This is a genomic window from Bacteroides sp. Marseille-P8574 (genome assembly GCF_902825465.1).
In the GTDB taxonomy this organism is placed as follows: domain Bacteria; phylum Bacteroidota; class Bacteroidia; order Bacteroidales; family Bacteroidaceae; genus Bacteroides; species Bacteroides uniformis.
This window is the reverse complement of record NZ_CADEBE010000001.1, coordinates 2220192-2246218: the sequence shown is the minus strand read 5'-3', so window position 1 is coordinate 2246218 and position 26027 is coordinate 2220192. Positions and strand designations below refer to the sequence as shown.

General features: G+C 46.1%; 23 protein-coding genes and 2 pseudogenes. 2 read left to right on the top strand and 23 right to left on the bottom strand.

Features of this window, described 5'->3' with window-relative positions:
- Nucleotides 1-74: 74 nt before the first annotated feature.
- From HUX74_RS09475 to HUX74_RS09440, 8 genes and pseudogenes are all read right to left on the bottom strand, one after another.
- Nucleotides 75-467: a DUF3997 domain-containing protein gene (locus tag HUX74_RS09475; RefSeq protein WP_174646568.1), complete on the bottom strand. Its 393-nt coding sequence runs from the start codon at nt 465-467 to the stop codon at nt 75-77.
- A 623-nt stretch (nt 468-1090) separates the two neighbouring features.
- Nucleotides 1091-1660, bottom strand: a pseudogene (locus tag HUX74_RS09470) (RHS repeat-associated core domain-containing protein); the annotation flags it as partial.
- Nucleotides 1661-1668: 8 nt separating this feature from the next.
- Nucleotides 1669-2646, bottom strand: a complete 978-nt coding sequence (locus tag HUX74_RS09465) for an IS30 family transposase (protein ID WP_117681738.1) — start codon at nt 2644-2646, stop codon at nt 1669-1671.
- 132 nt (nt 2647-2778) lie between these two features.
- On the bottom strand, nt 2779-4929 hold the full coding sequence (locus HUX74_RS09460; RefSeq protein WP_174646567.1) for a DUF6443 domain-containing protein: 2151 nt from the start codon (nt 4927-4929) through the stop codon (nt 2779-2781).
- 12 nt (nt 4930-4941) lie between these two features.
- The gene (locus HUX74_RS09455) at nt 4942-6969 is read right to left on the bottom strand and encodes a hypothetical protein (protein ID WP_174646566.1); all 2028 of its coding nucleotides are present in this window, start codon (nt 6967-6969) and stop codon (nt 4942-4944) included.
- Between the two features lie 174 nt (nt 6970-7143).
- Entirely contained in the window at nt 7144-7245 is a 102-nt protein-coding gene (locus HUX74_RS09450) for a smalltalk protein (protein WP_005825315.1), read from the bottom strand.
- A 121-nt stretch (nt 7246-7366) separates the two neighbouring features.
- Nucleotides 7367-7790 (bottom strand): annotated as a pseudogene (locus tag HUX74_RS09445) (N-acetylmuramoyl-L-alanine amidase).
- Between the two features lie 115 nt (nt 7791-7905).
- A complete protein-coding gene (locus tag HUX74_RS09440) occupies nt 7906-8118 on the bottom strand; it encodes a hypothetical protein (RefSeq protein WP_171030469.1) in 213 nt (70 codons plus the stop codon).
- A gap of 97 nt (nt 8119-8215) precedes the next feature.
- Between HUX74_RS09440 and HUX74_RS09435 the strand changes: the two genes are divergently transcribed.
- A complete protein-coding gene (locus HUX74_RS09435; protein WP_174646565.1) occupies nt 8216-10180 on the top strand; it encodes an ATP-binding protein in 1965 nt (654 codons plus the stop codon).
- Here the strand turns inward: HUX74_RS09435 and HUX74_RS09430 are convergent.
- The 15 genes from HUX74_RS09430 to HUX74_RS09365 form a co-directional block, all read right to left on the bottom strand.
- The gene (locus HUX74_RS09430) at nt 10170-12401 is read right to left on the bottom strand and encodes a TonB-dependent receptor domain-containing protein (RefSeq protein ID WP_117965036.1); all 2232 of its coding nucleotides are present in this window, start codon (nt 12399-12401) and stop codon (nt 10170-10172) included. The genes HUX74_RS09435 and HUX74_RS09430 overlap by 11 nt on opposite strands.
- Before the next feature lie 36 nt (nt 12402-12437).
- On the bottom strand, nt 12438-13427 hold the full coding sequence (locus tag HUX74_RS09425) for a DUF4249 family protein (RefSeq protein ID WP_138346392.1): 990 nt from the start codon (nt 13425-13427) through the stop codon (nt 12438-12440).
- A gap of 12 nt (nt 13428-13439) precedes the next feature.
- A complete protein-coding gene (locus HUX74_RS09420) occupies nt 13440-14432 on the bottom strand; it encodes a thioredoxin domain-containing protein (protein WP_174646564.1) in 993 nt (330 codons plus the stop codon).
- A gap of 4 nt (nt 14433-14436) precedes the next feature.
- The gene (locus HUX74_RS09415; protein ID WP_254592850.1) at nt 14437-15222 is read right to left on the bottom strand and encodes a hypothetical protein; all 786 of its coding nucleotides are present in this window, start codon (nt 15220-15222) and stop codon (nt 14437-14439) included.
- Nucleotides 15223-15228: 6 nt separating this feature from the next.
- Complete coding sequence (locus HUX74_RS20735) at nt 15229-15420, bottom strand: hypothetical protein (RefSeq protein WP_227187015.1); 192 nt, start codon at nt 15418-15420, stop codon at nt 15229-15231.
- Between the two features lie 18 nt (nt 15421-15438).
- Nucleotides 15439-15825, bottom strand: a complete 387-nt coding sequence (locus HUX74_RS09410) for a DUF3244 domain-containing protein (RefSeq protein WP_117599955.1) — start codon at nt 15823-15825, stop codon at nt 15439-15441.
- Nucleotides 15826-15957: 132 nt separating this feature from the next.
- Nucleotides 15958-17592 carry a tetratricopeptide repeat protein gene (locus HUX74_RS09405; RefSeq protein WP_117599954.1) on the bottom strand — a complete coding sequence of 545 codons (1635 nt, stop codon included), beginning with the start codon at nt 17590-17592 and terminating at the stop codon, nt 15958-15960.
- Between the two features lie 270 nt (nt 17593-17862).
- Entirely contained in the window at nt 17863-19155 is a 1293-nt protein-coding gene (gene metK, locus HUX74_RS09400; protein ID WP_025834620.1) for a methionine adenosyltransferase, read from the bottom strand.
- 300 nt (nt 19156-19455) lie between these two features.
- Nucleotides 19456-19932 carry a 2-amino-4-hydroxy-6-hydroxymethyldihydropteridine diphosphokinase gene (folK, locus tag HUX74_RS09395; RefSeq protein WP_174646563.1) on the bottom strand — a complete coding sequence of 159 codons (477 nt, stop codon included), beginning with the start codon at nt 19930-19932 and terminating at the stop codon, nt 19456-19458.
- A gap of 2 nt (nt 19933-19934) precedes the next feature.
- Nucleotides 19935-20993 (bottom strand): tRNA preQ1(34) S-adenosylmethionine ribosyltransferase-isomerase QueA, encoded by a 1059-nt coding sequence (gene queA, locus HUX74_RS09390; protein ID WP_174646562.1) that lies wholly within the window; start codon nt 20991-20993, stop codon nt 19935-19937.
- 130 nt (nt 20994-21123) lie between these two features.
- Nucleotides 21124-21831 (bottom strand): tRNA pseudouridine(55) synthase TruB, encoded by a 708-nt coding sequence (truB, locus tag HUX74_RS09385; RefSeq protein WP_057089642.1) that lies wholly within the window; start codon nt 21829-21831, stop codon nt 21124-21126.
- A gap of 115 nt (nt 21832-21946) precedes the next feature.
- Entirely contained in the window at nt 21947-22738 is a 792-nt protein-coding gene (locus HUX74_RS09380; RefSeq protein WP_005825291.1) for an undecaprenyl-diphosphate phosphatase, read from the bottom strand.
- Between the two features lie 156 nt (nt 22739-22894).
- Nucleotides 22895-23134, bottom strand: coding sequence for a DUF3098 domain-containing protein (locus HUX74_RS09375; protein WP_005833999.1), 240 nt, complete (start codon nt 23132-23134; stop codon nt 22895-22897).
- A gap of 83 nt (nt 23135-23217) precedes the next feature.
- Nucleotides 23218-24093 (bottom strand): ABC transporter permease, encoded by an 876-nt coding sequence (locus tag HUX74_RS09370; RefSeq protein ID WP_005825286.1) that lies wholly within the window; start codon nt 24091-24093, stop codon nt 23218-23220.
- A gap of 82 nt (nt 24094-24175) precedes the next feature.
- Complete coding sequence (locus tag HUX74_RS09365; RefSeq protein ID WP_131225645.1) at nt 24176-25075, bottom strand: bifunctional 2-polyprenyl-6-hydroxyphenol methylase/3-demethylubiquinol 3-O-methyltransferase UbiG; 900 nt, start codon at nt 25073-25075, stop codon at nt 24176-24178.
- Nucleotides 25076-25447: 372 nt separating this feature from the next.
- On the opposite strand from HUX74_RS09365, the gene HUX74_RS09360 reads away from it, so the two are divergent.
- Nucleotides 25448-25951, top strand: a complete 504-nt coding sequence (locus HUX74_RS09360) for a DUF3836 domain-containing protein (RefSeq protein ID WP_008662312.1) — start codon at nt 25448-25450, stop codon at nt 25949-25951.
- The last annotated feature ends 76 nt before the right edge of the window (nt 25952-26027 follow it).

Sequence of the window (26027 nt, the reverse complement as noted above, 5' to 3'; positions counted from 1 at the left end):
TCATTTGGCTTATCGAAGCAGGAGATTCTAATATTCAGAAGCAGCGGATGAAGAACATCCGCTGCGACAAAAAATCAGTACAAAGATAGCTCAATTGGTATTTGGTATTTTAATCTCATATCCAAATACTCTTGCCAACTCAAAGGTCCCAATACAACATCGTTTGTTTTTAAAATTATCCAATAGAATAAACTATCGTTTGTTCCATATTCATATTTTCTTTTGTATAAAGGTTCTTGAGGATATTTAGGCTTCTGTTTTGCAATAATATATTCATCGTTATAGATATAGTCAAGTACAGTTGCCGGTATTTCTCCACCATTGAAATTTTGACAAAGAATATCTTTTATATTCTCTCCTTCATCTCTATAAAAATATCCATTTCCTAAGTTCTTAATAGAATCAGAAATGCAACTTTGAATAAATAAACTACAAAGCAAATGTAGAACAATACATCCCTTTTTCATATCTCTTCATATTATTTTATCCAAGGTAAAAATGGTGTCAGTTTAGCACTTCCATAAATATTTATTTCATATGGTTGTCCCCTTCCTGCAACCCTATTTCCTATAATAGTTTCTATATTTCTTCCCCAATTCAATGGATTCCGACCATTGTGCATTTCAAAATCATATTTATCAGAAAAAGCTCTTACTGAATGATTCGGATATCGTTTTAAAGTAACGTTTCCGTATACTAATCCATCATTTAAGGAGCCACTATGCAACAATAAATTAAAACTTTTTATTTCTCTCACATATTTTTCTCCTAAAGAGTATATCCCTGATAAATCTATTTTTGCTAAAGATGTGAATAGAGGTTGTCCTTTCCCTTCCCTATACCATTTATTAGCTTCCTCCAAGGTCAAATATCCATCATAATCCGGTCTGTCTTTAAGACTTGTATAACTCTCCAAGTAGTTAGAGCGCGCTTCTTCATCTGCCAATCCATTATACCCTAAACTATGGCTTAGTGCCTCTTCATGAGACATGCCTTGTTTAAAGTTTGACTTGTTCATAATAATGGCCTCTCCTTGCAGACCTTCATCATCTGTACCAATCAACTTACCTTCTTCGTCATAAATCGGACTTATGGACATACCTGTCGGATCAATATAGCGTACGGAATTATTACTACAATATGCATACATCCCTATCGAATAATACTTCTCCGCCAGAGGGTCAACAGTCGTAAACCGTCCCAGTACCGCATCATAATGCCTTGCTCCATAGTCATACCAATTCAGTCCTTTCTTCGTGTCATATTCCTTGCCGTTATACTTATAAGGCTGGACATTCGTAGTACTTGCAAATACCCCTCCGAAGGGATAGTAATGGTTCGTTTCCTCTACAGTGCCTGACTGGTTGACAACTACCCGGTTGTTCCCCTGATGGTCTTTCAGATAGTAGTGATACTGCTGAGTTCCGGTCAGGTTGACATAGCCCTCTTCGGTAAGAAGCATCTTCTGCACTCCGTTTTCATAGACCACATTTCCGCAGTAATCGGTAGTGGTGGTAGCGCTGCCTATCTTATGGACTGTTCTTAGCTTTGTGCCGTCAGCTCCATAGGTATAGGTAATTGTACTTCCGTCACTGAACGTCACCACACTTGGCAAATTTAAACAATTATACGATATGTTGGTAATTCCCTTGTTTAAATCTGCTGAATTCAACTTGCAAATGCAACTGAATTCTGGTTAATAATTTGTTTAAATTTTTCATTTGGTGTGAGGTATCCAAGTCTTTTACGAGGTCGATTATTGAGGATATTTTCTATCCTTTTAATCTGCTTATTGGTTATCTCACTAAAGTCCGTACCCTTTGGAATGTATTGCCTAATTAGTCCGTTAGTATTCTCATTAGCACCTCTCTCCCAAGAATGATATGGCTTACAAAAGTAGAAATCTAGTTCTAACTTTTGTGCTATTTCCTCGTGTTTTGCAAATTCTTTTCCATTATCAGCCGTAATAGTATAAATTAAGTTCTTTACTTTTCGTAGAGCCCAAGCGGTTACTTTAGCTACTGGGATGGCTTCTTTCCCTTGTAGTTTTCGTATCCAAACCCTACCTGTTAGTCTATCATTAATGGTAAGAATTGCACCCTTGTGATTCTTACCTATTATTGTATCTATCTCTAAATCTCCAAATCTCTCTTTGTTATCAACCACATTTGGACGCTCATCAATATCTACTCTGTTAGGGATAAATCCACGTCCTGCGTTCTTTGAGCCACGTTTAGCATACTTACGTCCCTGCCGCCTTAGATACTTGTGTAACGTGCCACCTTTTCGCTTCTCCTCCCATATCCAGCGATAAATAGTTTCGTGAGAGACCATTGGCTTATCCTCATTCTTGCTCCTACCTGCAATCTGTTCAGGGCTAAAACCTCTTTTTAAGAGCTTCTTAACCCTACGCTGCATCTGTAAGGTAAATAGCTCTTTACGTCTCTTATCTGCCTTGCGTTTATCTGCTTTGCGCTGTGCTAAATCCATAATATACTTACCACTACGCATATCACAATTACGCCTTAACTCTCGGCTTACAGTACTTTTATCTACTTCGATAGTCTTTGCTATCTCTATTTGTGTATAACCTATTTGCAACATCGCAAAAATGGTATATCTTTGTTCTACGGTTAAATGTTTCATATCTGCAACTAAATCTTTGGACGGACACAGGCGAAGATAGTAATATTTATCCATTCAGCAAAGCGAAGGAGAGTAACTCTCTCTTTCCTCTCTGAAAAAATATTGTATCTATTCCTATGCAACAATCATAAATTAAAAGTTGCATTTACAAGTTGAACTCAAGTCTTTAGTTAAATTCCCGTTAGCGTCGTAAGTGTATTCATTCGCCTGCTTCACGCCGTCCTTAAAACCAAAGCCGCCGTTGTAAGTGGAAACCGCTACCGCATCGTCCACGCGGTTCAACCGATTGCCCTTCAGCGTAAAAGTCAGGTTGTCTATCAGGCCGTAGGCAGAAGCTCCGGTCTGCCCGTAACGTTGCAATCCCTTGATGTTACCGTTCTTGTCATAGCCCGTCACATTCTCGCTGAAACGGTTGGCATTCGTATTGATGCCTGCCGTTTCCCCATAAATAGCATTCAGCATCCTATCCAGACCGTCGTAGGTGAACTTATAGCCGCGGACGGTGCTTTCATTGCCTGCCTTCCAAGTCATGCTGCTGATGCTGCCGTTGTACTTCGCTACTCCGTTTCCGGTGTTATAATACAGATTCTGCGTGAACTTGCTTCCGCTGACCCCCGTCAGCCAGTTGCGGATGTTGTAAGCATAGGTCTGCTTGTTGACGGCACTGCCATGCAGCGACTTCGACTGTAGACGCCCCAGGTCGTCATAGACATTGTTCACGAGCGTAACCTCTCCCAAAGCATCCAGCTTGTGCTTCACCGTCAATAACCGGCCTGCATGGTCATAGGAATATGTACGGACCTCCGTACGGACAGCCTTGCCTTGGGCAGTATGAACATGGCGCAACCTGGTAGGCTGGCCGGTAAAGTTATAGGCCGTGTATTCCGTTTCCTTGCCTCCCAGGGAATTGGAACCTTGCCGCTGGACGGGCCGTGAACGGCGGTCATAATACACCACACTGTAAAGCTGTCCGGCGCCGTCCCCGGCCAAGCCCGTCACGCTGCCCGTAAGCATTCCCCGGGCATCGGATTTGGTGCCGTATCCGGAGGACTCCATGGAACTGTCGTAGGCATAGGCAGGAAAACCGTTCTTGCCAAGAAAGTCATAGTTGTCGTAGTAGTTCACAGTGAGCAGCCTGCTTCCGGAAAGTTCACGGACGGTTCCACCCACTTTCACGGCATATCCCTTATAACTTCCGCTGCCCGTGAACTCCGCTTCTACCGGACTTCCGACCACCGGCAGGGTGTCCGAGCAGAGCCCGGAAAGCACTGTACGGCCCAGAGCGTCGGGAATGGTGAAGCGCCATCTGCCTTGTCCCTTCAGGTTGCCGTCCTGCACGAAAATCAGACGGTCGGCCTTGTCGTAGACATAGCGCACGGCATCACAGCCGGGCAGCTTCCTCCACACGCACCGGTCACGGCTGTCGTACCGATAGCAATAGGCCAGTGCATCCAGCTTGTCTTGTGAGATTCCCTCGTCCCGGATGCGCGGGGGAAGGACGAAGCGGAGATTGCCCCGGTTGTCGTAGACGTAGTAGGTGTCGTGGTTGTCGCTTCCAATGACCCAGCGCTGCAATACCATACGTCCCAGCTTGTCGGTAAACAGGTAGGAAACGTTCCCGTCCTCGTCCGTGGTGCATACCACACTGAGCTCTCCCGAAGCATAGCTGCCGGATTGCACCAATGCAGTGCCGCTCCCGCCCCCCCCTACCTTGTAGCGGATGCAGTCAAGCCGGTTGTCGCCCGTCCTGTTGGTCAGGTAGCTTGTCTGCACACGCTTCCGGTTGTCGTGCCACAGCTGGCCGGCACCATACTCCTCACAGACGCGTCGGTGTATGGGTTCCTCATAGGAAGACATGCCATAAGGAGCGGTGTCGCCGTAGTTCGTCCGTGCCTGTGCCGTGACAGAGGAGGGGGCGGTATATGCCCCGCCCGCACTGAAAGCCACCGGCAGCCAGTGCTTTTCCGGCACATCAAGGGAAGCGTACTCCTGCATGCTTATCAGATCCTTTCCCGCAGGCGAAGTGCGGTATTCCACCTGCTGCGCCGGGCGTCCCAATCCATCCATGTAACAGATGGAAACCTGCACGTTGCCGCTTTCGTAATTGCTGATTGTCCCGTTGTTGCAAGCCACGGAGGAAACCCCGTTGCGGGGAGTGAGCGTAGCCACATAATTCTTGTCCTTGCTGAACGAGACCGTTGCCGGACCGGAGCTTTGAGACTGCATTTCCAAAGAGATGCCCAAAGCGAATATCAATAGTATATATCTTAAAATCTTATTCATAGCCATGTTGTTTTAGGGATTGACATAATTATATTCATAGGATTGAAGCACTTTTCTGGACAGTCCTTCCAGCATCCAGACTTCTGACAGGCGGCCGAAGTTGTCGTATCCGTAGTAAGTGGTTGTTCCTGCCGGAGAAGTTTCTGTCAGCAACCCCACCTGGGGTTTATAGGTATAGGTGGTGACATGCGCCTTGCCCAATTTCGTCCTCAGTCCGTCTATCAGTGCCGTATCGGGACTGGAAGAGGAGGACAGTGATTCGGGAGCGGTGCCCAGGGCTGCCTTTACCTTTTCATACGTGGCATTCACGATTTTTGCCACCGGGTACATGCCTTGGTAGCTCCATAGGAAAACCATGTTTCCGGTTCCATCGACAGAGACATACAGAGGATTGCCGTAGCTGTCGTATTTGTGGCGCTGGCTGGCAGACAATACCACCTCTTGTACGCGGTACATCAAATCTTTTTTATAGGGGTCTTGTTCAAAATCATTTGTCTTGTATACATTCGATTCATAGGTGAATTCCGCCGTTCCCCCCGTCGGATATGTCACCCGCCTCAACTGGAATGCTTGTGCGAATGCCGGAGTGGGTTCGCGATCGGCACTGCCTCCATATTCCAAAATGACCGAATCAGACTTTTGATTGCTGTTACAGCAATAGGCAGGAATCAGACTTTTGTTGGCCGCACCATTATAATATCCCCAATGATCACGAGCTTCCGACAACTTGGTGGGTAGAGCGGCTTCGTTGTAGGAAAAGGAATAGACTTCCGGTGAAGCCACATTGCTTGCCGTATGTTTGAGTCCGGTCAGTTTCAGTCTTTTGGTATTCCAATCTTTCGTAAACATCTTGTTGTTCCATGTGGAGTTGTAATAAGCGCTGTTAGGCAGCCTGCGATTCAGTTCGTCAAGGGTAGGCACATCGAAGCCAATGTTGGCATTGGAAACAAAATATCCCTGAATCAACTCCCACTTGCTCAGATTGTTGCCTGCAGCGTCGTTGATGCGAACAGCCGACAAGCGCACTTCCGGACTGTAGTCCAACCGGTCTGTGGCATACTCAAAACTAATGCTGCCACCGGGATAACTGATTCTATCCAGATAGGGCACCTTGTAATAAGCCATATCCGCGGTGATATATTGTTCCATCCGACTGTCCTGAATATTGGCAAAAGAAGCCAAATGGAAATCCCTGGTTTTATAGCCGAATGTAACCACTGCTCCGGCCGTTGTCTTTATCCGCGTCAGGTAGAAAGCACTGGAATAGCTTTCTGCACGCGGACGGTCTGTGAAAAACGTCTGTTCAGTCTGTTCAAAACGGTATTCAGTGCCATCGGGGGTGGTCATGACCCAGCCGGCCAGTTTGGGATGGCCCATAGCATCGTTTTCCGTAAGAGGCGTAATCCGCACATTGTCTTCTCTTTCCTTCACTATGTGGCCCGAGTGAGAAAATATGAACTTTCCCGAATATCCCAAGAAGTGATAGTGGAAGACATCAGGAGCCAGTTCCGTACCGACACAACTGGCATAAGTATCGCTCGTCAAAGCTCTGTACAGCATTTCATGGGTCATACCTTGGGGTAGAGCGAACGGCAAGGAAGTGCCGGCTCCCTGCGTAAGATAAGTGTCGATATGATAGATGCCCGCAATGTCCTGGAGCTGGTTATCCGGGGAGTCATTGAAATAGCCCCACTCGCAGAAGTCCTGATAACGTCCTCTCACGGTATGGGTCACAACTCCGCCGGCATTCAATGTCCAGCCCAGCCCTACCCGAGTGGCCTCCTCATTTACCTTGATGCCCGAGGCATTGTAGGAAAGAGAGACGGGAAAGGAAAAATCTTTCAACTGGACGGTATAGAGGGGGATGGTAATATCCGGTACCCCTGTATAGCCGGACACCGGAAAATGTCCTGCCTTCAACATGCTTTGTGCATGAGGGGAAGGTGGAGTCACATTAGAGATAAGAATATTGTCTGACTGCGCAAACGTGGCAATTGCACACCATAGGCAGCAAAATAGGATATAAATTGTTCGCTTCATGTTTTTTTGTATTTCCTGATGAGTAAAAGTCTTAAGTTTCGTAAGTCCAATAATTGACTTTCAACAGAGGACTTGCGAAACTTGAACGAATGCTTTCTGTTTTTTTTCATAAAACTGCCCCGCTTGGTAGCTTTGTATACCAAGCTGTAAGCGGGGTAGTTGTCATCCGGAAAATCAGAGCGGCATCGCCTGCACCCCCAGCACACTGGCTATGGTAGCGATGATAGTACCCACAATTTTCAAGATGTCTTTCCAAGTTTCTTTACTTATTTTCATGATGTTCTGTGTTTTTAGACCCCTCGTTCCCCTAAAGGGGAAGGAGAATACTCCCGCCAATCCTGCGCGCGCTCAATCTTCAGGAGTATCCCCCTCCCCCTTCAGGGAGTCCTAGGGGGGATTAAAGTTCTTTACTGACCTCGAAACACGGGCACTGCTTCACCCACTCCCGTGGCTGCACCGTTCCGTCCCCGTCCAAATCCGGACTCAGGTCGCGGTGACCGCAGACACGGGCATTCCAGAACTGCTTCAGCAGCTGGTGTACCAGCAGCCGGAGTGCCGAACGCTGCTCCGGGGTGCGGGTATCTTTCGGATTCCCCATGGCATCCAGTCCACCCTCGTAGCAGATGCCGACGGAATGCTTGTTGTGGCCGCAGTTCCAGAGAGCGGGCCCCGAGCACAGTGCCGTCGCGCCGGATATAGTAGTGATAGCCCGTCGTGCGGAAGCCGCGACGGCGGTGCTCTGCCTCCAAAGCTTCGGGAGTGAGCGCATGGCCCTCCCGCGTGGCGCTGCAATGCACCACGATGTTGTTGATTTTTCGCATGAATGATGAATAGGGATTAAGAGTTAATGATTAAGAGATGTACGATTTGACGATGTACGATTGGGATTACTCCTCGTATCATAAATGCCTACACAGGCGCGGCTATTTAGCAGTACTAACTCCAATCGTACATCGTCAAATCGTAAATAATTTTATCCCAAAGGATTTTCGCCCTGGTCGCCGTCGTTGCCGCCCGAACCTGCCGTGTCCTGAAGGTCGAAGCGATGGCCATCGTGAAGTTCTCAATAAGGAAGAATATGATGATGTAGAGGGCGGCATTATCACCGGAAATTTCGTAAGAACACTCCTGACAAGAACTATTTAACAAGTAAATAGAGAAATTATGCAAATAAAAAACTTGTAATTTATTCTTTTATCTTATTTTTGCGATGCCATAGGCATAATAATAAGTATCCGGAAAAAACATGCTTATTCCATCCAATAGAACAAAGAGGGAGTGCATTCTTTCAAGGTTATGTTTTCTAGTGCTTTCAGTATGGGTGTCCCTACCTTCCGCAGCACAGAACAATCCCTACAAGATAGACGATGCACTCTACCCCATCTACCAACGGGCTTCCAGGCAGGCACGCCAGCAGGAGGGGTTGCTGGTGGCCGACACCTTGTATCAACAAGCTCTGAAACTCGGTGACAAAAAAGCACAATGCCTGGCATACATTATCCCTCTGCAGTTCTATATGTCCCAAAAAGACGACAGCAAGATAGAAAAGGCATCCACTGACCTGAAAGAGATTTCACGTGCCAATAACTATCTGCAATATTATTATTACGCTTGGAGCAGCGAAATAATTTACTTCCTGAACCAACAACGCTCATTGCTCGCCTTGCAGAAAGCGGAAAAAATGAAAAAGCAAGCTTTTGCCGACAGATACCCTTACGGTATCTTCAGCTGTATTCGAACCATGGGCCATATCTACAAATCACGCGGAAACTTCGACCTCTCCGCCCAATACTATCAGGAAGCCTTGGACTATATGCTGAAGAATATGCCCGACCAGGACCCCAGCCAACTATACTCAAGCCTTGCCGAATATTACCGTAACACCCAAAAAGATTACGCCACCGCACTGGACTATTGCGAAAAAGCCTTGAAGAGCGCCAAAACAGAACGGAACATAGCCCAAGCCATGATAGAGAAATGCCTGGTACTATTCCGACAGGGGCGTATAGATGAATTCAACGACTGCTATAAAGAAGCCGTGCAAATGGCGGACCGTTGCAAGCTCTCTGCCAACGTTTCCCTACTGATAGCCCACATCAGCAAGAACATACTGGACAAACAGTATGAGCAGGCCCATGCCCACGCTGACCAATTGTCCGAGAAAGGCTTGCAACAACATGCCTACATTTACGAATGCGCCAAAGACTATCCCAATGCCATCAAATATCTGAAAAAATATTACCAGCAGTTGGATTCGACAAACAATCTGCTGCAACTGTCGGACATCGCCGAACTGAACACCCAGATAGGCGCCGAACGCCTGAAAATAGAAAACATACAGGCCACCTCGCGCTACCGCATCACTCTTTTCAGCATTGTCACCGGCTTTTTACTGTTATCTCTGCTTTTCCTAATGCTCTACCTCCACCGCAAACGTAAAGTCAACCTCGAACTATGCCACAAGAACGAGGAACTTTCCGAAGCGCGCGACCAAGCCGAAGCAGCCAACAAGGCAAAGAGCATCTTCCTGCAGAACATGAGTCACGAAATACGGACACCGCTCAACTCTATCGTGGGCTTCTCACAACTCATCACTTCCCCCGACACGAACCTTTCCCAAGAGGAAAGGCAGGATTTCTGCCATCTCATACAGCACAATTCCGACCTCCTCCTCACACTGGTGGAGGACATCCTCAGCGCAGCCGAGTTGGAAAGCAACAGATACACCATGAAGATAGCGCCGCACAGTTGCAACAAACTCTGCCGGGAAGCCATAACCACCGTTGAACACCGCACGCCCGAAGGCGTGAAGCTCTACTACACCTCCGAAGTGGACGACTGCTACGAACTGAGCACCGACGGGCAACGTGTGTGCCAGATACTCATCAACTTCCTTACCAATGCCGAGAAACACACCACACAAGGCGAAATCCGCCTGCACTGCTCCCTCACAGAGCATCCCGGATACGTCACCTTCTCCGTCACCGATACCGGTACCGGCATTCCCCCGGAATACTCGGAAACCATCTTCGAACGCTTTGAAAAGGCCGACAACTTCGAGCAAGGCACCGGCCTGGGACTCAATATCTGCCGCCTCATCGCCGAACGACTGAAAGGGAAAGTGCTGCTGGACAAGGAGTACAAGGAGGGGGCAAGGTTCGTGTTTGTACTGCCGGTGGAGGAAAAAAATAAGAGTTATCTCAAAACTTGAAAGAATAGGTCAGCGAAGGGACGATGCCATAAAGATACAGTTTATAGATACGCCCGTTTCCTACAGAAAAGTGCCCCTGCCTCCCTGCATAAATAGAGAACACATTTTTCCGGCTATAAGCATTGATGATGGAAAGGCTCAAGCTACGGTCTTGCCTGATACGCCACGTTGCCGAAAAGTCCAACTGGTGGAAAGCCGGGGCACGATAACCATTCCGGTCAGAATAAATATAGACCAGTACATGTTCCGATTCATACTTTCCAACGGGAAGCGTAAGATTCATCCCCGATGCATAGGAGAAAGTGGAAGACAGAGACCAATGTCTGTTCATTTCCCAGTTTACGAACAATTTCAGGTTATGGGGACGGTCGTACACCGGTCGGTACTCCTCTCCTCCTATACGGTTACGCGCACGCGAGAGAGTATAACTAATCCATCCGGTCACGGCTCCTTTATTCTTTGACAAATAGAATTCCAATCCACACCCTCTGGCAGAACCGGTTTCGACTTCATCCTCTATCCGGTCGTTCTGAAAAATATCGGCATTTTTCCTATAATCTACCACATGGTTTGTTCGGCGCATATATGCCTCCAGTGACAATGTATATTCCTTATCAGGGAAATTGTATTCATATCCCAATGCCAGTTGGCGCATGACGGAGGGCTTCAACAGTGCATTGGCAGGCATCCACATGTCCGAGGGGATACCTACTGAAGAGGTGGTAAGCATGTGTATGCTCTGTGCCGCCTGTGTATACGATGCGGAAAACCGGTGCGAGGCATTCGGAATAAAAGAGAGTTCGGCACGGGGTTCGGGCATCACAAATGTCTTGGCTGCATAATAGGTAGAGGCCGGTGCATGCAATACGGACAGCCTAACCCCGGCATTCAGAAGAAAACGGGGCAGGAATTTATAATTTGCCTCGGCATACAATGCCGCATCCCACAAACTCTTGCGCGACATTTCCGAAGGAGTGATGTTAGAATCCTTACCGGACTTGCCCACCTCACCGGGCATCGTAGTGAAATAATGCAGGTTCACCCCTCCCTTCAAGGTCAGCAGATTGTTCTGATACCTCTCCCAATCCGACTTCAACTGATACGACTGCATGTTCGACTTCCACACATATCTCAATCCGTCCGACAACGATTTGTACTTATAATAATAGTTGCTGAAGACAGCGCTTGTATTCACATTTGTCTTATCATTCAGTATATGATTCCAACGTATCGTAGCCGTAGCATTTCCCCAATCCATCCCATAGCCTTTCACCAGCTTGTTGAACACGGTATGGTCGCCTCCGCTATACAAGGAAAAGAACATACGATTTCGAGCATCCAGCGTTCTGTTCACTTTGGCATTGACATCATAAAACCACATCTGCGGTTTCGACGTCAGGTTACTTCCCAACAGTCCGGCTACTACACCCGGATATCCAAACCGGCCGGAAACCAGATAAGACCCCTCTTTCTTCTTCAAAGGTCCCTCCAACAACACTTTCGAGGCTATCAGCCCCAAGCTGGCACTCCGTTCACGTTCCTTGCTGTTACCTTCGCGCATACGCACGTCTATGACGGATGAAGAACGACCGCCATACTTCAGCGGGAAGAACGATTTGTACAAGTTCACCTCACGGATAGCATCGTTGTTGAACACCGAAAAGAAGGACAATACATGACTGGGGTTATAAACTACAGCCTCATCCAGCAAGACCAGATTTCCCCATTGGTTACTACCCCGTACAGAAATATTGTTTGTCCCTTCATTGCCACTCTGCACTCCGGGCAGAAACTGCAATGACTTCATCAAATCCGGTTCCCCTCCCACAGATGGCAATGCTTGTATTTCCTTTGCTTCCAAAGCAAATTGTCCGCTATGCTTGCGGCTTCCCACTATCTCGATACCTTTCAGCCAATAATCATCGGGAGTCAATGCGATATTCACCACCGTATTTCCTGATAAAGTCAAGGTATCTCTCCAAGTAACATACCCCAACATGGAACATTGCAATATACATTCCCTTTTGGGAAGTGATATGGAATAAAGTCCGTAAGCATTGGTTGCCATCCCCGTTCCCGACCTTCGTTCCAGCACATTGGCATCCGAAAGAATCTCACCCGTTTTGGCATCCGTCACACATCCTCGTACAACGGCCTTTTGAGCAACCACTGCCTGACAACTCAAAAACAAAATACAGAAATAAATCAGCAACAGTTTCATTAATTTTATCTTCTTACGATTACAAAAAAGAACGCATCATCTTTCCCCCGTTGCAATACCTTTTTCGGAAACCGCACTCACACGGAAGCAGCCATACGCCCCGCCGCTTATATTGCTGCCCACCGATGACGGTGCAGGTGTATAAGCGCCACCATCCGACCGGAACTGGCGTATCATCTGGTCGAAAACGTCATAACAACTCTTGGATATGGTCTGAGCCCATACATATACAGAATCTCCCATGGGATAATCCCAACCCGGAGGATAACCCAGAGGATTTTCTCCGTCGTCAATCAGAAAATCAACCACATTCTCTTCAAGATACTCATCGCTCAAGATAGAATACTCCCAAAAGGTATTGGAGCCCAACAAAGAGTGAGGGCGCGAAAAAGAAAAATGCTTGTAAGTACGCGAATATAACCGGAACAAATAATAGTTATCTACCTCAGACGGATTAGTGAAACTTATACATGGCGCCCACCTGCCTCCTTTTTCATTAAAGTCGAAATATTTCAGCTTCAAATCAGTAATGACAAGTGCAGGCTCCATCTTCTGGACATCGGACTGATAATGCTTACCATCGTGATAAATATCCAATTGATAAGAATGACCTTCTATGCCATAAATTTTGGTAGTGACATACATACCCCTGCCAGAACCATTATCATACATGAGGTTCACTCTTTCGCGAGTATTCTTCTTTAAATGATAATCATAAAAATCATAAAACACTCCACCGTAATCACCATACGGATAAAGCACCTGCATAGTATCTCTGATACCTTCAGTAAGGTCCGTAACAATCATCACAGCATCTTCTATACCCTCATAGGCATAATCTTCAGCCGACATCAATGCCGGTTCCCTCAAAAGAAAGAAATAAGGGGGATTTTCGTTTGTAATTACTCCATTAAATACAATTCCCTCAAGCATAGAATCGGGGATATTGACATCAAACACTTCCTCACAACTTGCAAGCAGGAGAGAAAGGCCGGCCAGAAATGTAATTGTAAGGTATCTTACCATCGGCATCAGAGTTTATCTGTTTTGTAATTCTTGGTCTAAGAGTCTAGTCAGTTCCTCATACGAATTTGTGATGTATACTAGTCTGTCATTAATGATAATGGTAGGAGTGGCAAAAAGCCCCCGTTCCATCAACTTATTGATAGCATGGTTTACCTTATCATAATTTGGAGCAGACAACAACTCTTGTTTATATGCTTCTAAGTCTAAACCCAAATTTGTGGCTATATTAAAAATAAAAGATGAATCTACCAAAGCTTCGTGTTCAAAAATAGCATCGTGGAACTCCCAGAATTTACCATACCTGGAAGCAGCCTCGCACGATAAGGATGCAAGGGTAGGCTCATCAGCAAAATTGATGAATCCAAACTTTACCCGCTCCTTGTATTTATCATAAATCCGCCTCAATGTCTTTTCAAAATCAACACAACGTTTGCAGTCAAAGTCGGAAGCAACAATGAAAGTTGTAGCAGCATTCAGATTGCCCCTATAGCGCACGTTCAAATCACCAACAACACATTTGGGCTGTTTAGGAGGATAAAAGTATCTTTTAACTTGCGCCTTATTATACAATGAATCTGCCAAATGCTGAATGATAGCTGCACGAATATCATTCTTCACAGAAATAGTTCCTTCAATACTTTCTGAAGAAATCTTGTTTAATCTCTCCCTTGAATGGAGAATTCGCTCATTTACAGAACCATACACCGCAAGCAGGCTGTCTTCTTTAATGCTCATCACCTTTTCTATATAGTCATTCAAAAAAGTCTCGAAAGTTTTTCCTGCAACGGTGGCTTCTTGCTCTATCAACTTTTGTTTAATCAAGTCTTCCAAAGCCTTCATCTTTATCTCATAAGCCGTATTAAGCAAATCAAAAGTCTCTTGGGTAGTTAATTGAGACAGCTCGGAAGAATAAACTTTATGTCCATTCACTTCTGCCACAATGCTCTTGTCCCAGTTGGAACAAGAGCATAAAAGAAGTAAACAGCAAAATATTTGATATTTCATATTATTACGGTCTTGGTATAGGGGTTCCAAAATTAGGATGGAATATATTATTCAATGCAAAACCTTTGTTTGTGTTTAATAAAACATAATATCTTGTGTTGTCTGTAGCATTAATTCCATACATGCCTTGGTCACCAGACAATTTATCTTTGTATGTATATCCCTTATAGGATTTAAGCCAGTTTTTATTGCTGGAATCTTCGTCATCAACATAAATCATGCCTAAGTCCTCAATAGTATAGGCATAAGCTAAAACTCCATACTTAATAGAATTTCGAGGACCAACTCCAGGAATATAGCCCCATTGATTGCGAGGATAAGGAGGGTAAGCCCAGGCTAATGCTGCATTAGAATTCACGACAGTATACCCTCCAAGCTGATCAATTCTTTGGTATTCAGGATGTGTGCTATCAATTATTTTATTATCAGTATGCTTATCATCACAATCATGATAACGAACAAGTATATCCATTGTACCACCAAACTGACTGTAATTTATATGGTCAACAAGAAAAACTCCTCCAGGATAATATTGAGTTGCTTCCGTCAAGCAGAATTTGAAACGGACATTGCCATTATTATCTACAAACGTATCTCCTACATAACCTTCAATCTTAGAATTCTGTCTTGTATCTTCTGCATCAAGATAAAGTGTCAGTTCTTTATAAGTCCCACATGACTCTACTTTGAACACCCCTACTACATCAGTAGTTCCAGTGTAAGTAGTTCTCATTACTCTTTCTTTAGCAACAGACTGTCTATTCATTAATTCCTGCTCGTACTCATCCATCAAAGCCTAAATAACTTGTTCATCGGCTACAGTCTCAATTTTTGCCGTATCCCCCTCCTCATTAATTGCTCTGGTTGATAGCTCATAATCTTCAGCAGCTTTAGCAAGCTCCGCATCATTTTCCAACAAATCGTAGCTGTTACTGCATGAGTAACAAGCCAGCGCACCTAAAAAGGCGAACAGCAAATGTTTCTTCATTTTTTCTTAAATATAATGTTAGTAAATAAAATCCCCGTATAAAACGGTATCTCCGATAGTAATTTCTAAGCGATACTCTTCTCCTTCATTTAATAAGCCTGCTAAATTTAGTATTATCTCAAAAGTAGAGTATGAATCAGAAAAGATGGTTTCATTAGTAAAAAGGTTGGTAACTGAAACCTTGACATCAGCAAAGCCATTCTGAGAAGTTATCATAATTGATTCTGAATTAGAATCGAATAATGCAGAAGCCTCTAAGATAGCAGAACGTGTTCCTTTACTATTTGTAGTAGAAGAAGCTACAATTTTTTCAAGATCTATCTTTTTCGGTCGTTTCTGAGACATTGCATTTATATTCATACAAGTAAATGCAAATAGACACAATAGTAGTTTTCTTGTTCTCATTATTAATTAAGTTATTAAAAGTTTAATACTGCAAATAACTTAATCTTTTATAAGAAAGCCTACAAAAAAGAGGTAACAGTGGTAACAGAGCAATGTAACAGAAGTAACAAATCCATCATAATACGCTATTTATCAATAGTCAAACATACGATTGAACAGTTCTTCATCAATTTTATTCTTGATACGGCTCTTTCTCGTTTTTATAGCGTCCGAAGAGACATCCAGTATACATAAAACAATAAATTTGGAACAACGGAGCAAAGACAATATACAATAAAGCAAATCATCATTAGTCAAACCGGGATAGTGTTCCTTCAAATCTTTCATGACATCGGCAAAAGTCTTTCTTATATCACTCACCATCACTTGCCTATAAGTATCTGCAATCGAAACCTGCATTTTAGCAGTTGCTTTCTTCAATTCATCAAGTTTTCTACTTCCCTCGGTGGTTCTAAATATAGAAACACAGATACTGAATCGTTCCTCCTCCAATTTGTGTAATTCTGCTACTTTCGTATTAGAAGCTGATTCAGGAATTTCATTCAAAAGCATCACCTCCGCACGGTTTTCCATCAAGCGCTGCTGCAAAGCCATATACTCCTTTTTCCTACGGGCATCACGCCACAGATAAACAATGACCAATACAAACATGAATAACAAAAAAAGAACCGCCAAGCCTGCAACTATCCGTTGATTTCTGACAGACAATTCACGTTTATGAAGTTCTATTAAATGATTATCCATCAGTTCATCAAGTTCTGCACGATAATTCATCATTTGAATGGAGTCATAGAAAAGAATGAAAGAGTCAACATATACAGTAGCATTTTCCCAATCCTTCATTTTTTTATATCCTTCAAACAAATGATTATAAGACGATGTCTTTACATATATATTAGAAGACCTTGCTCCAATTTTCCAATAATAAACAGCAGAATCATTCCGATTTAAGGAATTTAGAATATCCCCCTTTATAGAACAAGCCGATGTATAATCTTCCTCAACGGTCAAATAGGGTAAAGCTTTTGAAAGAGCCGATTCCGCCTCCATATACCGCCCCAACTCATTATAAAGCCCCGCTATGTTTTTATAAATAAGGGATAAACACTCATTGTCTTGCAGCGAGGATGCAATTTTTAAAGCTTGTTGATAGTAACAAAGCGCACTATCCAATTGATATTCCAACAAAAAGGTATTTCCAATATCTCTTAATGCATAAAAAGAACGTGCAGAATCCTTCACTGCACATAAATTATATCCCTTCCGATACATTTCCCTTGCCGTAGAATGTAAATCTTGCTCATTATAACAGTTCCCCAAATGGCTGTACAGCATCGCCACGAATATAGAGTCTTTCTTTGGCATCAGTTCCAGCGACTTCAGATAGAGGCTTATCGCCTTCGGAAACTCTTTATTTTCCATATAGACACATCCCCAATAGAAATATGCTTGCGCCAGCCGTTCCTGCTTTCCGCCTCCTTCGTAATAGTCTACCGCTATCTGTATCAGCGAATCGTTCTCCAGCAGCACACAACTCTTGTATCGGGCTTGCGTCAGCAGCAACGCATACAAGGCGCGTTCTTCTCCCCGCAACTCGCGGGAATCCGGTATCTGTTCCAACACCAGCAAAGCACTGTCGGGATTGCTCCACATCATGGAATCTGCTGCCACGAGCATGGAACGTGCAGAAGTGACTTCCTCCTTGCACGACTGGCACAGCACAGAAGTTACTAAAAAGAAGGAAAAAGCAAGCAAAAGGTATCTCATAGGCAGCCCTATATTCGTTGTTGTTCACAAAGGTACACTATTTAGAGGAGATTACTGTACACATTCCATGCACATTTTGCAGGTAAGCTACGAATGCAATGGCAAAATTGCTTGTAAAATAAGGAAAAGAGAGAAGAAGAATCGCTTGTTGATAAACCACCATGCCCCCGTGACGAGCAAAAACACGAAAGCCACCTCTTCTGCATATACCGATATTCCGGAGATGCAGAAGGGCAGCCTTCTATATAAATAGCCGTAAAGCTATGCTGATTATAAACCGAATGCGGCTTTCACCTTGTCCACATAGTCCAGCTTCTCCCAGGTGAAGAGTTCCACTTCAATGTCCTTGTTGCCTTCGTAGCGGCTCTTGAAATGCTTGACGATGGTCTGCGGCTCGCGGCCCATGTGTCCGTAGGCGGCAGTCTCCTGATAGATGGGGTTGCGCAGTTTCAGGCGGTCTTCTATTGCCTTGGGGCGAAGGTCGAACAGCTCGTCAATCTTACGGGCAATCTCACCGTCGCTCATATTGACGTGGCTGCGGCCATAAGTATCTACGAAAATATTGATGGGGCGTGCCACACCGATGGCGTAACTTACCTGCACCAGCATTTCGTCGGCAACGCCGGCAGCTACCAGATTCTTGGCAATGTGGCGGGCTGCATAAGCTGCGCTGCGGTCTACCTTAGAGGGGTCCTTTCCGGAGAAAGCGCCGCCGCCGTGGGCACCCTTGCCACCGTAGGTATCTACGATAATCTTGCGTCCCGTCAGCCCGGTGTCACCGTGAGGACCACCGATTACGAACTTGCCCGTGGGGTTGACGTGGTATGTGATATGGTCGTTGAACAGTGCCAGCACCTTTTCATGATGGATGGAAGCAATGACACGCGGCATCAGAATCTCGATTACATCCCGGCGGATTTGGGCGAGCATTTCCTCGTCGGCCTTCAGCTGGGCGGCATCACTGTCGTCGGCAGGCTGGACGAAGTCGTCGTGCTGGGTGGAGACTACGATGGTGTCGATGCGTACCGGCGTGCCGTTGTCATCATATTCGATGGTAACCTGGCTCTTGGCGTCGGGACGGAGGTAGGTCATCACCTTGCCTTCGCGACGGACATCTGCCAGCACTTGCAGGATGCGGTGTGCAAGGTCCAGTGAAAGCGGCATGTAATTCTCCGTTTCGTTGGTGGCGTAGCCGAACATCATTCCCTGGTCTCCGGCACCTTGTTCCATGGGGTCCTGTCGCTCCACGCCGCGGTTGATGTCGGGGCTCTGCTCGTGGATGGCGCTCAGCACGCCGCACGAATTGCTCTCGAACATATACTCGCCTTTGGTATAGCCGATTTTCTTGATTACTTCGCGTGCGATGAGAGGCATGTCAACGTACGCTTTGGTTTTCACTTCTCCAGCCAGCACTACCTGACCGGTAGTAACCAGAGTTTCGCAAGCTACTTTCGAACTGGGGTCGTAGGCCAACAGTTTGTCAAGCACAGCGTCCGATATTTGATCGGCCACTTTGTCGGGGTGTCCTTCAGACACCGATTCGGATGTGAATAAATATCCCATTTCAGTTGAGAATTGATAGTTGATAATTGATAATTCAACGAATGGCGGAAGGAGGTGTGTGGAGTAGATGCATCCGGCACACAAACGTGCCGTCAGAAAAGGATGTGTTTTAGCATTTTTTTCTGTGGTTGCAAGCTACTCAAATCTCTCCACATATCGTTTTCGGGGGCAAAGATAGTGCAAACCGAACGCAGAACAAAATGAACTTGTTCATTTTTTATGCTGAGGTACAGCCTATCTTCGCTTTTCGGAGGCAAAGATAAAAAAGAAATCTTGTATCTGCGCTACAGATAGCAGAGATTAACACTGATTTTGCAACAATTCCCCGATTGTCTTTCCCAATACCGGGTGCACCACGCCTAAAGCAATCTCCACCAACGGCTCCATCACGAAACGGCGTTCCTGCATCAGCGGATGAGGAAGTTTCAGTTCGGGCGTATCCAGCAAAACGGGAGTACCGTCATCGGCAAAACAAAGCAGCAGGTCGATGTCTATCACACGGTCGCTATACACTGCATTGACAGACTTATGCGTACGCCCCATCTCCCGCTCGATTTCCTGCGTCGTTTGCAACACCTCCAAAGGTGCCAAAGCAGTGTCTACGCAGAGTGCGGCATTCAGAAAAGTATTATCGGAAGAAAAGCCCCACGGGGCAGTAGCATAAAAAGCAGATAGGGAAATCACTTCCCCTATCTGCTTTCTTATCTTTTGGACGGCCATGCGGAGGTTCTGCTCCTTATCGCCGAGATTGGTACCAAGACTGAAATAAACAACCATAATTACCTGTCTGTAATCAGCATCGCATCTCCATACGTACCAAAGCGGTACTCTTCCTTCAATGCCACATTGTATGCCTCCATCCCCTGCTCGTAACCGCCGAAAGCGGCAACAATCATCAGCAGGGTACTGAGCGGCATGTGGAAGTTGGATATCATGGCATTGGCCACGGTAAAGTCGTACGGCGGGAAGATGAACTTGTTGGTCCAACCCGCGTATTCCTTCAAATGTCCGTCGGTGCTGACGGTGCTCTCGATGGCACGCATCACGGTGGTACCTACGGCACAGACTTGGCGGTTCAGGTCTTTGGCATGGTTCACAATCCGCACGGCTTCCTCGTTCACAATCATCTGCTCGGAGTCTGTCTTGTGCTTGGTGAGGTCTTCCACATCAATGTCGCGGAAGTTACCCAAGCCGGCATGCAGGGTGATGTAGGCAAAGTCAATACCCTTGATTTCCATACGCTTCATCAGCTCGCGGCTGAAGTGCAGGCTGGCGGTAGGCGCCGTAACAGCTCCTTCGTTGCGTGCAAAAATAGACTGGAAACGTTCGGCATCGTCCGGCTCTACGGGACGGTTGATGATACTGTGGGGCAGCGGCGTTTCGCCCAGCGCATAGAGCGCCTTCTTGAACTCATCGTGCGGACCGTCGTAAAGGAAACGAAGCGTACGCCCGCGCGAAGTGGTGTTGTCGATAACCTCAGCCACCATGGAGTCGTCGTCACCGAAGTAGAGCTTATTGCCGATACGTATTTTACGGGCAGGGTCCACCAGTACATCCCACAACCGGAGCTCTTCGTTCAACTCACGCAACAAGAACACTTCAATACGCGCACCGGTCTTTTCCTTGTTACCGTACAAGCGGGCAGGGAAAACCTTGGTGTCGTTGAAGATAAACACATCTTTGTCATCAAAATAGTCCAGAACATCCTTGAACATCTTGTGCTCAATCTCACCCGTCTTACGGTGCAACACCAGCAGACGTGACTCGTCTCTGTACTTCGTGGGGTGCAAAGCTATCTTCTCTTCGGGAAGCTTGAATTTGAATTGCGACAGTTTCATAATTAGTTATGAGTTATAAGTTATGAGTTATTTATTATTTATATCAGTCTGTTTTAGTCATAAGAGGGTATGAGTTATCCGGCAGTATGCTACACTTCATAGCAAATAACTTATAACTCATAACTTATAACTAAATATCTATCTCCTGCGCCTCTATCCACTCTTTGAAATCGAGGGGATTGAGGCAGTCTGCCAGCCGGACGTCGCCTACACGGGTACGCTCCAAGGCGGTGAGGTGAGCGCCGCTCTGCAGGGCTTCGCCGATGTCACGTGCCAGGGCGCGGATATAAGTTCCTTTGCTGCATACTACGCGTACCTTTATCCACGGTTCGGCAATACCCAGCCCGTCGTCCAGCAGCTCTATCTCGTCGATGACGAGCAACTTGGGTTTCAGCTCTACCTCCTCTCCCTTGCGGGCAAGGTCGTAGGCACGTTTCCCGTTCACCATACATGCCGAGAAGGCGGGAGGCACTTGCTGTATCTCGCCGATGAACTTCTTCAGCGTCTCATCCACCAGTCCGCGGGTGATGTGCTCCGTGGGATAGGTGGCATCTATCTCATGTTCCAGGTCGTAAGAGGGAGTGGTGGCGCCCAACCGGATGGTGGCGACGTACTCCTTCGTGTGATACTGGAATTCCTCAATCCGTTTCGTGGCCTTGCCCGTACAGACTATCATCACCCCCGTAGCAAGCGGGTCGAGGGTACCGGCATGGCCTACTTTCAACTTCTTCTCCTTTATCCGCCGGCAGATGTGGTAACGCGCATGTCCCACAACCTTGAACGATGTCCATCCCAGCGGTTTATTGAAATAGAGGACTTCTCCTTCTTTAAAATTCATTGGCCTCTCCCCTAACCCCTCCTCGGTAGGGAGGGGGATAAAATGGTACAACTTAATATTTTTCTCTTATTGATTTCCGGAGTAATCAGTCTTTCCCCCACACAAGGAGGGGACTTTAGCTTAATATGAGCGTTATGACACCGGCTATCGCGCAATAGATGGCAAAATAAATCAGCTTGCCCTTCTTCACAATATTTATCATCCACTTGCAGGCCAGGCAGCCCGAAACAAAAGCAGCCAGGAAACCTACCACCAGCGAAAGCGTCGGAATATCCCCTGCAACCGCCTCACCTTTCATCATCTTCATTCCATCCAGCAGTGCCTCGCCCAGGATGGGAGGCATCACCATCAGGAAAGAGAACTGTGCCAGCTTCGCCTTGTTGTCGCCCAGCAACAGACCGGTTGCAATGGTGCTGCCCGAACGGGAAAGCCCCGGAAGCACCGCGCATGCTTGTGCCAGACCGATGATAAAGGCATCCTTCATGCTGATGTTCTCCTTCTGCTTCGGCTTATAATAATAGGAGAAAGACAGCAGCAGAGCTGTCAGCAGCAGGCAGCAGCCCACAACGACCAGTCCCGAACCGAAAATGGCCTCTACTTCGTCCTTGAAAAATACCCCCACAATGCCGATAGGTATCATGGATACCAGTATATTGATGACGTAACGTGTCTCCTCGTTCATCTGCCACTTGAACAGTCCCTTGAAAATCCAGTCAATCTCTTTCCAGAGTATCACCAGCGTACTGAACACCGTAGCCACATGTACCACTATCGTAAAAGCAAGATTCTCCTCTCCCTCAATACCGAACAATGCCGAACCTATGGCGAGGTGTCCGCTACTGCTCACCGGCAGATATTCGGTCAGTCCTTGAATAAGCCCAAGGATAAGCGCTTCAAACCATTCCAATTTGTTTAAGTTTTTAAGTTCTTGAGTTGCCGGAGGGGCTGTCCGGAAGCTCTGTTACTACTTTCTTTCTGATTATTTTTCAGACGCAGATAACGCAGATGACACGGATTTCTAATATTCCAATCTGCGTCATCTGTGTAATCCGCGTCTGAAAGTTTACTCCTCTGCACGACAGCTTTTAGGCTTGCGCAGCACGGCATATATCATGAACACAAACCCCAGCAGGCAAACTACCGGAGCCACCTTGATGCGTCTCACACTAAAAATGTCCGGCTCAAAGGTCGTCGGGGTAGACACGGGGCCGGTCATCAGAAGAAAACCAATGATAACCACCGCCATTCCGATGCCAAGCAGGATAAAATTGGTCTTATCAAAAGCGAATTTCTCTTTACTCATCTATACATTTACTATTTTACTATTTACAATTTACTATTTGGAGGCTGCGATAACAGTACTTTCTCTCTATGCACTTCAAGGCGTTAAATATAATACAGTGTGCTTGCCTTCATCCTCAGATATTTGTTGATGGAAAGCAAAGCGCACAGCCACGTAATAAGTACACCGAACACCAGCACGGCACCCGACACCAGCACCATCACCTCGGGCGTAATCACCTTGACCAACTCCGGTTCGTAGGACACCAGCCAATAGGCGGCTCCCCACAGAATGCTGTCGGCTATGAAAGCGGCCAGCACACCTATCCAGAAATTGCGCCGCAGAAACGGACGACGGATGAATGCCCAGCTTGCTCCCACCAGCTTCATGGTGTGGATAAGGAAACGCTTGGAATATATAGCCAGACGGATGGTGTTGTTTATCAGCGCAAAGGAGATAAACGTCAGTATCACAGCCAGCCCCAGCAGCATCAAGCTGATATTCCTTATATTATCGTTCACGGCATCTATCAAGTCTTTCTGGTAGAGCACTTCCTGGATATTGGTATTCTTTTTAATCAGTTTCTCTATTTTGGCGATGCTGTCCGAATTGGCATAGTCGGAATGCAGCTTGATTTCGATGGAGGCAGTGAAAGGATTGTAGCCGAGGAACTCTTGCGGGTCCGTACCCATCGCCTCAGTCTGCTCGCGGAGTGCCTGCTTCTTGGAAATGTATTCCGTCTGCTTCACAAAAGCCTCCTTGTCCAGCCTCTTCTGAAGCTTCAGGATGTCGCTCTCCTTCATGTCGTCACTGACAAGCACGGAGAAACTGATGTTCTCCTTGACGTACACGGAAAGATTATGAGCCGCGAGCACAAAGAATACAACCAGCCCCAACAGCAGTAACACCAGCGTCGTACTGATGCTGGACGTAATGAACTGCATGTCAAAATAGGATACCGAGTTATTCTTTGCTTTCATTATACCAATTATAAGTTACGAGTTACAAGCTACAAGTTATGTAAATCAGTCGCTATTAATCATTAATCCCTAATCCCTTTTCTCACCCTTTCTTCCTGAACACGTAAATCATGGAACTGCTGCGTTCCTTCTTCACCAACGCGCTGAACCAGGCCAGTGTACCGGTCACCATTCCCCGCAGGAAAGTACACGAGTGCCTCATGTGCTTTTCTGTCAGCATGGAGACGTAGAAGGCATCGAACGGCATGGGATGCCGCTCTGCCATGATGAAACCATGCTTGGAACCGAATTGCTGGATGGTGCCCGGTGTGAAGTGCCACAAATGGCGGGGCACATCGTAGGCAGCCCAGTAAGCCCCGTATTTCTTTGCGTCGAAAGAGGAGCAGTTGGGCACAGCTACAATCAGCACCCCCTTTTCAGTCAGCAGGGAGTGCAGGGTTTCCCACGTTTCGTTGAGGGGTTCCAGATGTTCCATGACATGCCATAGGGTGATGACATCGAAACTGCCCGGTGCAAAATCTTTCAATGCCGTATGGGGTTTCACATCCAGATTGAAGTGTTCTTTGGCAAAGGCACGCGCCTGCGCACTCTTTTCCACAGCTTCCACCTGCCAGCCGCGACGCTGCATGACATCGGCAAAGTAACCGGTCCCCGTACCCAAATCCAGCAGGCGGCCCTCCTTGCGGTGTGCTTCACGGAGCACAAGGCGTGCCTTGCGTCCCAGCATATAGTTGCGCACCCAATGGTACACGGAGTTCATCGCCCCCTTGCGGGTATCGGTATGTGATATGTAATCAGGAGTTTCGTAGTAACGACCGATTTCAGCCTCCACGGGAAAGTCTTGCGTGAAAAGGAAACCGCAATCCCGGCAGCGGCACAAGTGGAACATTTCGCCCGAGGCATAATGGTCTACACATGTCAGGGCACGCTCCAAATGCGTTCCACCACATAACGGACAAGCTTTTATAGTGAGTTTATTCATCGAACGTTCTGCCAATAAGGAAGTGCAGCCCGAATGAAACAGACCACACCATACCTAAATTTGGTGCAAAATAACAAATAAAAAGTGATTTATAGGGTTTCCATTAAGGAGATTTAAGAAAACAAACACTTGCTCCGGCCAGCTGGCGGAACGAATGACCAACTGTTCGATATTAAGCGGACAACTGTCCGATAATGAACAGTTTTCGAAAGCATCTATTCATTGATTATCAACAACTTAAATCTTTGGCATGGGAATTGACTATAATTAGGCGAAGGCGTTTGAGAAAAAGATTAGTTGGAATGCAACTTTTTAATCGGGAACAACGTCTAAAAGAAACAGAGTAAGTAACAACAATTAAAAATAAAGATTATGAAAACTACAAATTTATTCAAGGCAGTCGCATTCGTAGCAATGACTATCGTAAGCGTTATGAATACAGAAGTGAAAGCTCAGGAAAACAACTTCATCACCAATGAAGAAGTGAAAAACGAATTAGTAGTTGCCAAGACCATCTTTAAGCAAGACGGTGCACAACTTTACCGGCACATCCGTTATGAATACTCTTATGACGACCAGAAACGCCTGACCTGCAAGGAAGCCTCCAAGTGGGACGGTGCAAAAGACGAATGGACACCTTACTTTAAGATGACATACCAATATGGCAATGATGAAATCACCATGTCCTACGCACGTTGGAACGAGTCTCACAAGGCTTATGACAAAGACATGAAGAAAAGTGTGTATGAATTGAACGATGAAAACATGCCGGTAGCTTACAAACTCTACAATCAGGACGCGCCAAAGTCCGAATTGACCCTGGTAAGCTACAACAGGACTGACTACGTAGCGAATATTCTGGCCATGGCAGAATAAAATTTAAAGTTTATAATATGGAAAGCACGGGCCGTGAGGCTCGTGCTTTTATTCTATATACCGGTGTCATCATACT

Excerpts from the sequence above, each read along its gene's own strand:
- HUX74_RS09365 (WP_131225645.1), bottom strand. The coding sequence starts at position 25,075 with ATGAATAAACTCACTATAAAAGCTTGTCCGTTATGTGGTGGAACGCAT.
- HUX74_RS09360 (WP_008662312.1), top strand. The coding sequence starts at position 25,448 with ATGAAAACTACAAATTTATTCAAGGCAGTCGCATTCGTAGCAATGACT.
- HUX74_RS20735 (WP_227187015.1), bottom strand. The coding sequence starts at position 15,420 with ATGAAGAAACATTTGCTGTTCGCCTTTTTAGGTGCGCTGGCTTGTTAC.
- HUX74_RS09375 (WP_005833999.1), bottom strand. The coding sequence starts at position 23,134 with ATGAGTAAAGAGAAATTCGCTTTTGATAAGACCAATTTTATCCTGCTT.
- HUX74_RS09460 (WP_174646567.1), bottom strand. The coding sequence starts at position 4,929 with ATGAATAAGATTTTAAGATATATACTATTGATATTCGCTTTGGGCATC.
- HUX74_RS09435 (WP_174646565.1), top strand. The coding sequence starts at position 8,216 with ATGCTTATTCCATCCAATAGAACAAAGAGGGAGTGCATTCTTTCAAGG.
- HUX74_RS09405 (WP_117599954.1), bottom strand. The coding sequence starts at position 17,592 with ATGAGATACCTTTTGCTTGCTTTTTCCTTCTTTTTAGTAACTTCTGTG.
- HUX74_RS09410 (WP_117599955.1), bottom strand. The coding sequence starts at position 15,825 with ATGAGAACAAGAAAACTACTATTGTGTCTATTTGCATTTACTTGTATG.
- HUX74_RS09450 (WP_005825315.1), bottom strand. The coding sequence starts at position 7,245 with ATGAAAATAAGTAAAGAAACTTGGAAAGACATCTTGAAAATTGTGGGT.
- HUX74_RS09475 (WP_174646568.1), bottom strand. The coding sequence starts at position 467 with ATGAAAAAGGGATGTATTGTTCTACATTTGCTTTGTAGTTTATTTATT.
- queA (WP_174646562.1), bottom strand. The coding sequence starts at position 20,993 with ATGAAACTGTCGCAATTCAAATTCAAGCTTCCCGAAGAGAAGATAGCT.
- folK (WP_174646563.1), bottom strand. The coding sequence starts at position 19,932 with ATGGTTGTTTATTTCAGTCTTGGTACCAATCTCGGCGATAAGGAGCAG.
- HUX74_RS09420 (WP_174646564.1), bottom strand. The coding sequence starts at position 14,432 with ATGAAATATCAAATATTTTGCTGTTTACTTCTTTTATGCTCTTGTTCC.
- HUX74_RS09430 (WP_117965036.1), bottom strand. The coding sequence starts at position 12,401 with ATGAAACTGTTGCTGATTTATTTCTGTATTTTGTTTTTGAGTTGTCAG.
- HUX74_RS09425 (WP_138346392.1), bottom strand. The coding sequence starts at position 13,427 with ATGGTAAGATACCTTACAATTACATTTCTGGCCGGCCTTTCTCTCCTG.
- HUX74_RS09415 (WP_254592850.1), bottom strand. The coding sequence starts at position 15,222 with ATGGATGAGTACGAGCAGGAATTAATGAATAGACAGTCTGTTGCTAAA.
- HUX74_RS09455 (WP_174646566.1), bottom strand. The coding sequence starts at position 6,969 with ATGAAGCGAACAATTTATATCCTATTTTGCTGCCTATGGTGTGCAATT.
- truB (WP_057089642.1), bottom strand. The coding sequence starts at position 21,831 with ATGAATTTTAAAGAAGGAGAAGTCCTCTATTTCAATAAACCGCTGGGA.
- metK (WP_025834620.1), bottom strand. The coding sequence starts at position 19,155 with ATGGGATATTTATTCACATCCGAATCGGTGTCTGAAGGACACCCCGAC.
- HUX74_RS09465 (WP_117681738.1), bottom strand. The coding sequence starts at position 2,646 with ATGAAACATTTAACCGTAGAACAAAGATATACCATTTTTGCGATGTTG.
- HUX74_RS09370 (WP_005825286.1), bottom strand. The coding sequence starts at position 24,093 with ATGAAAGCAAAGAATAACTCGGTATCCTATTTTGACATGCAGTTCATT.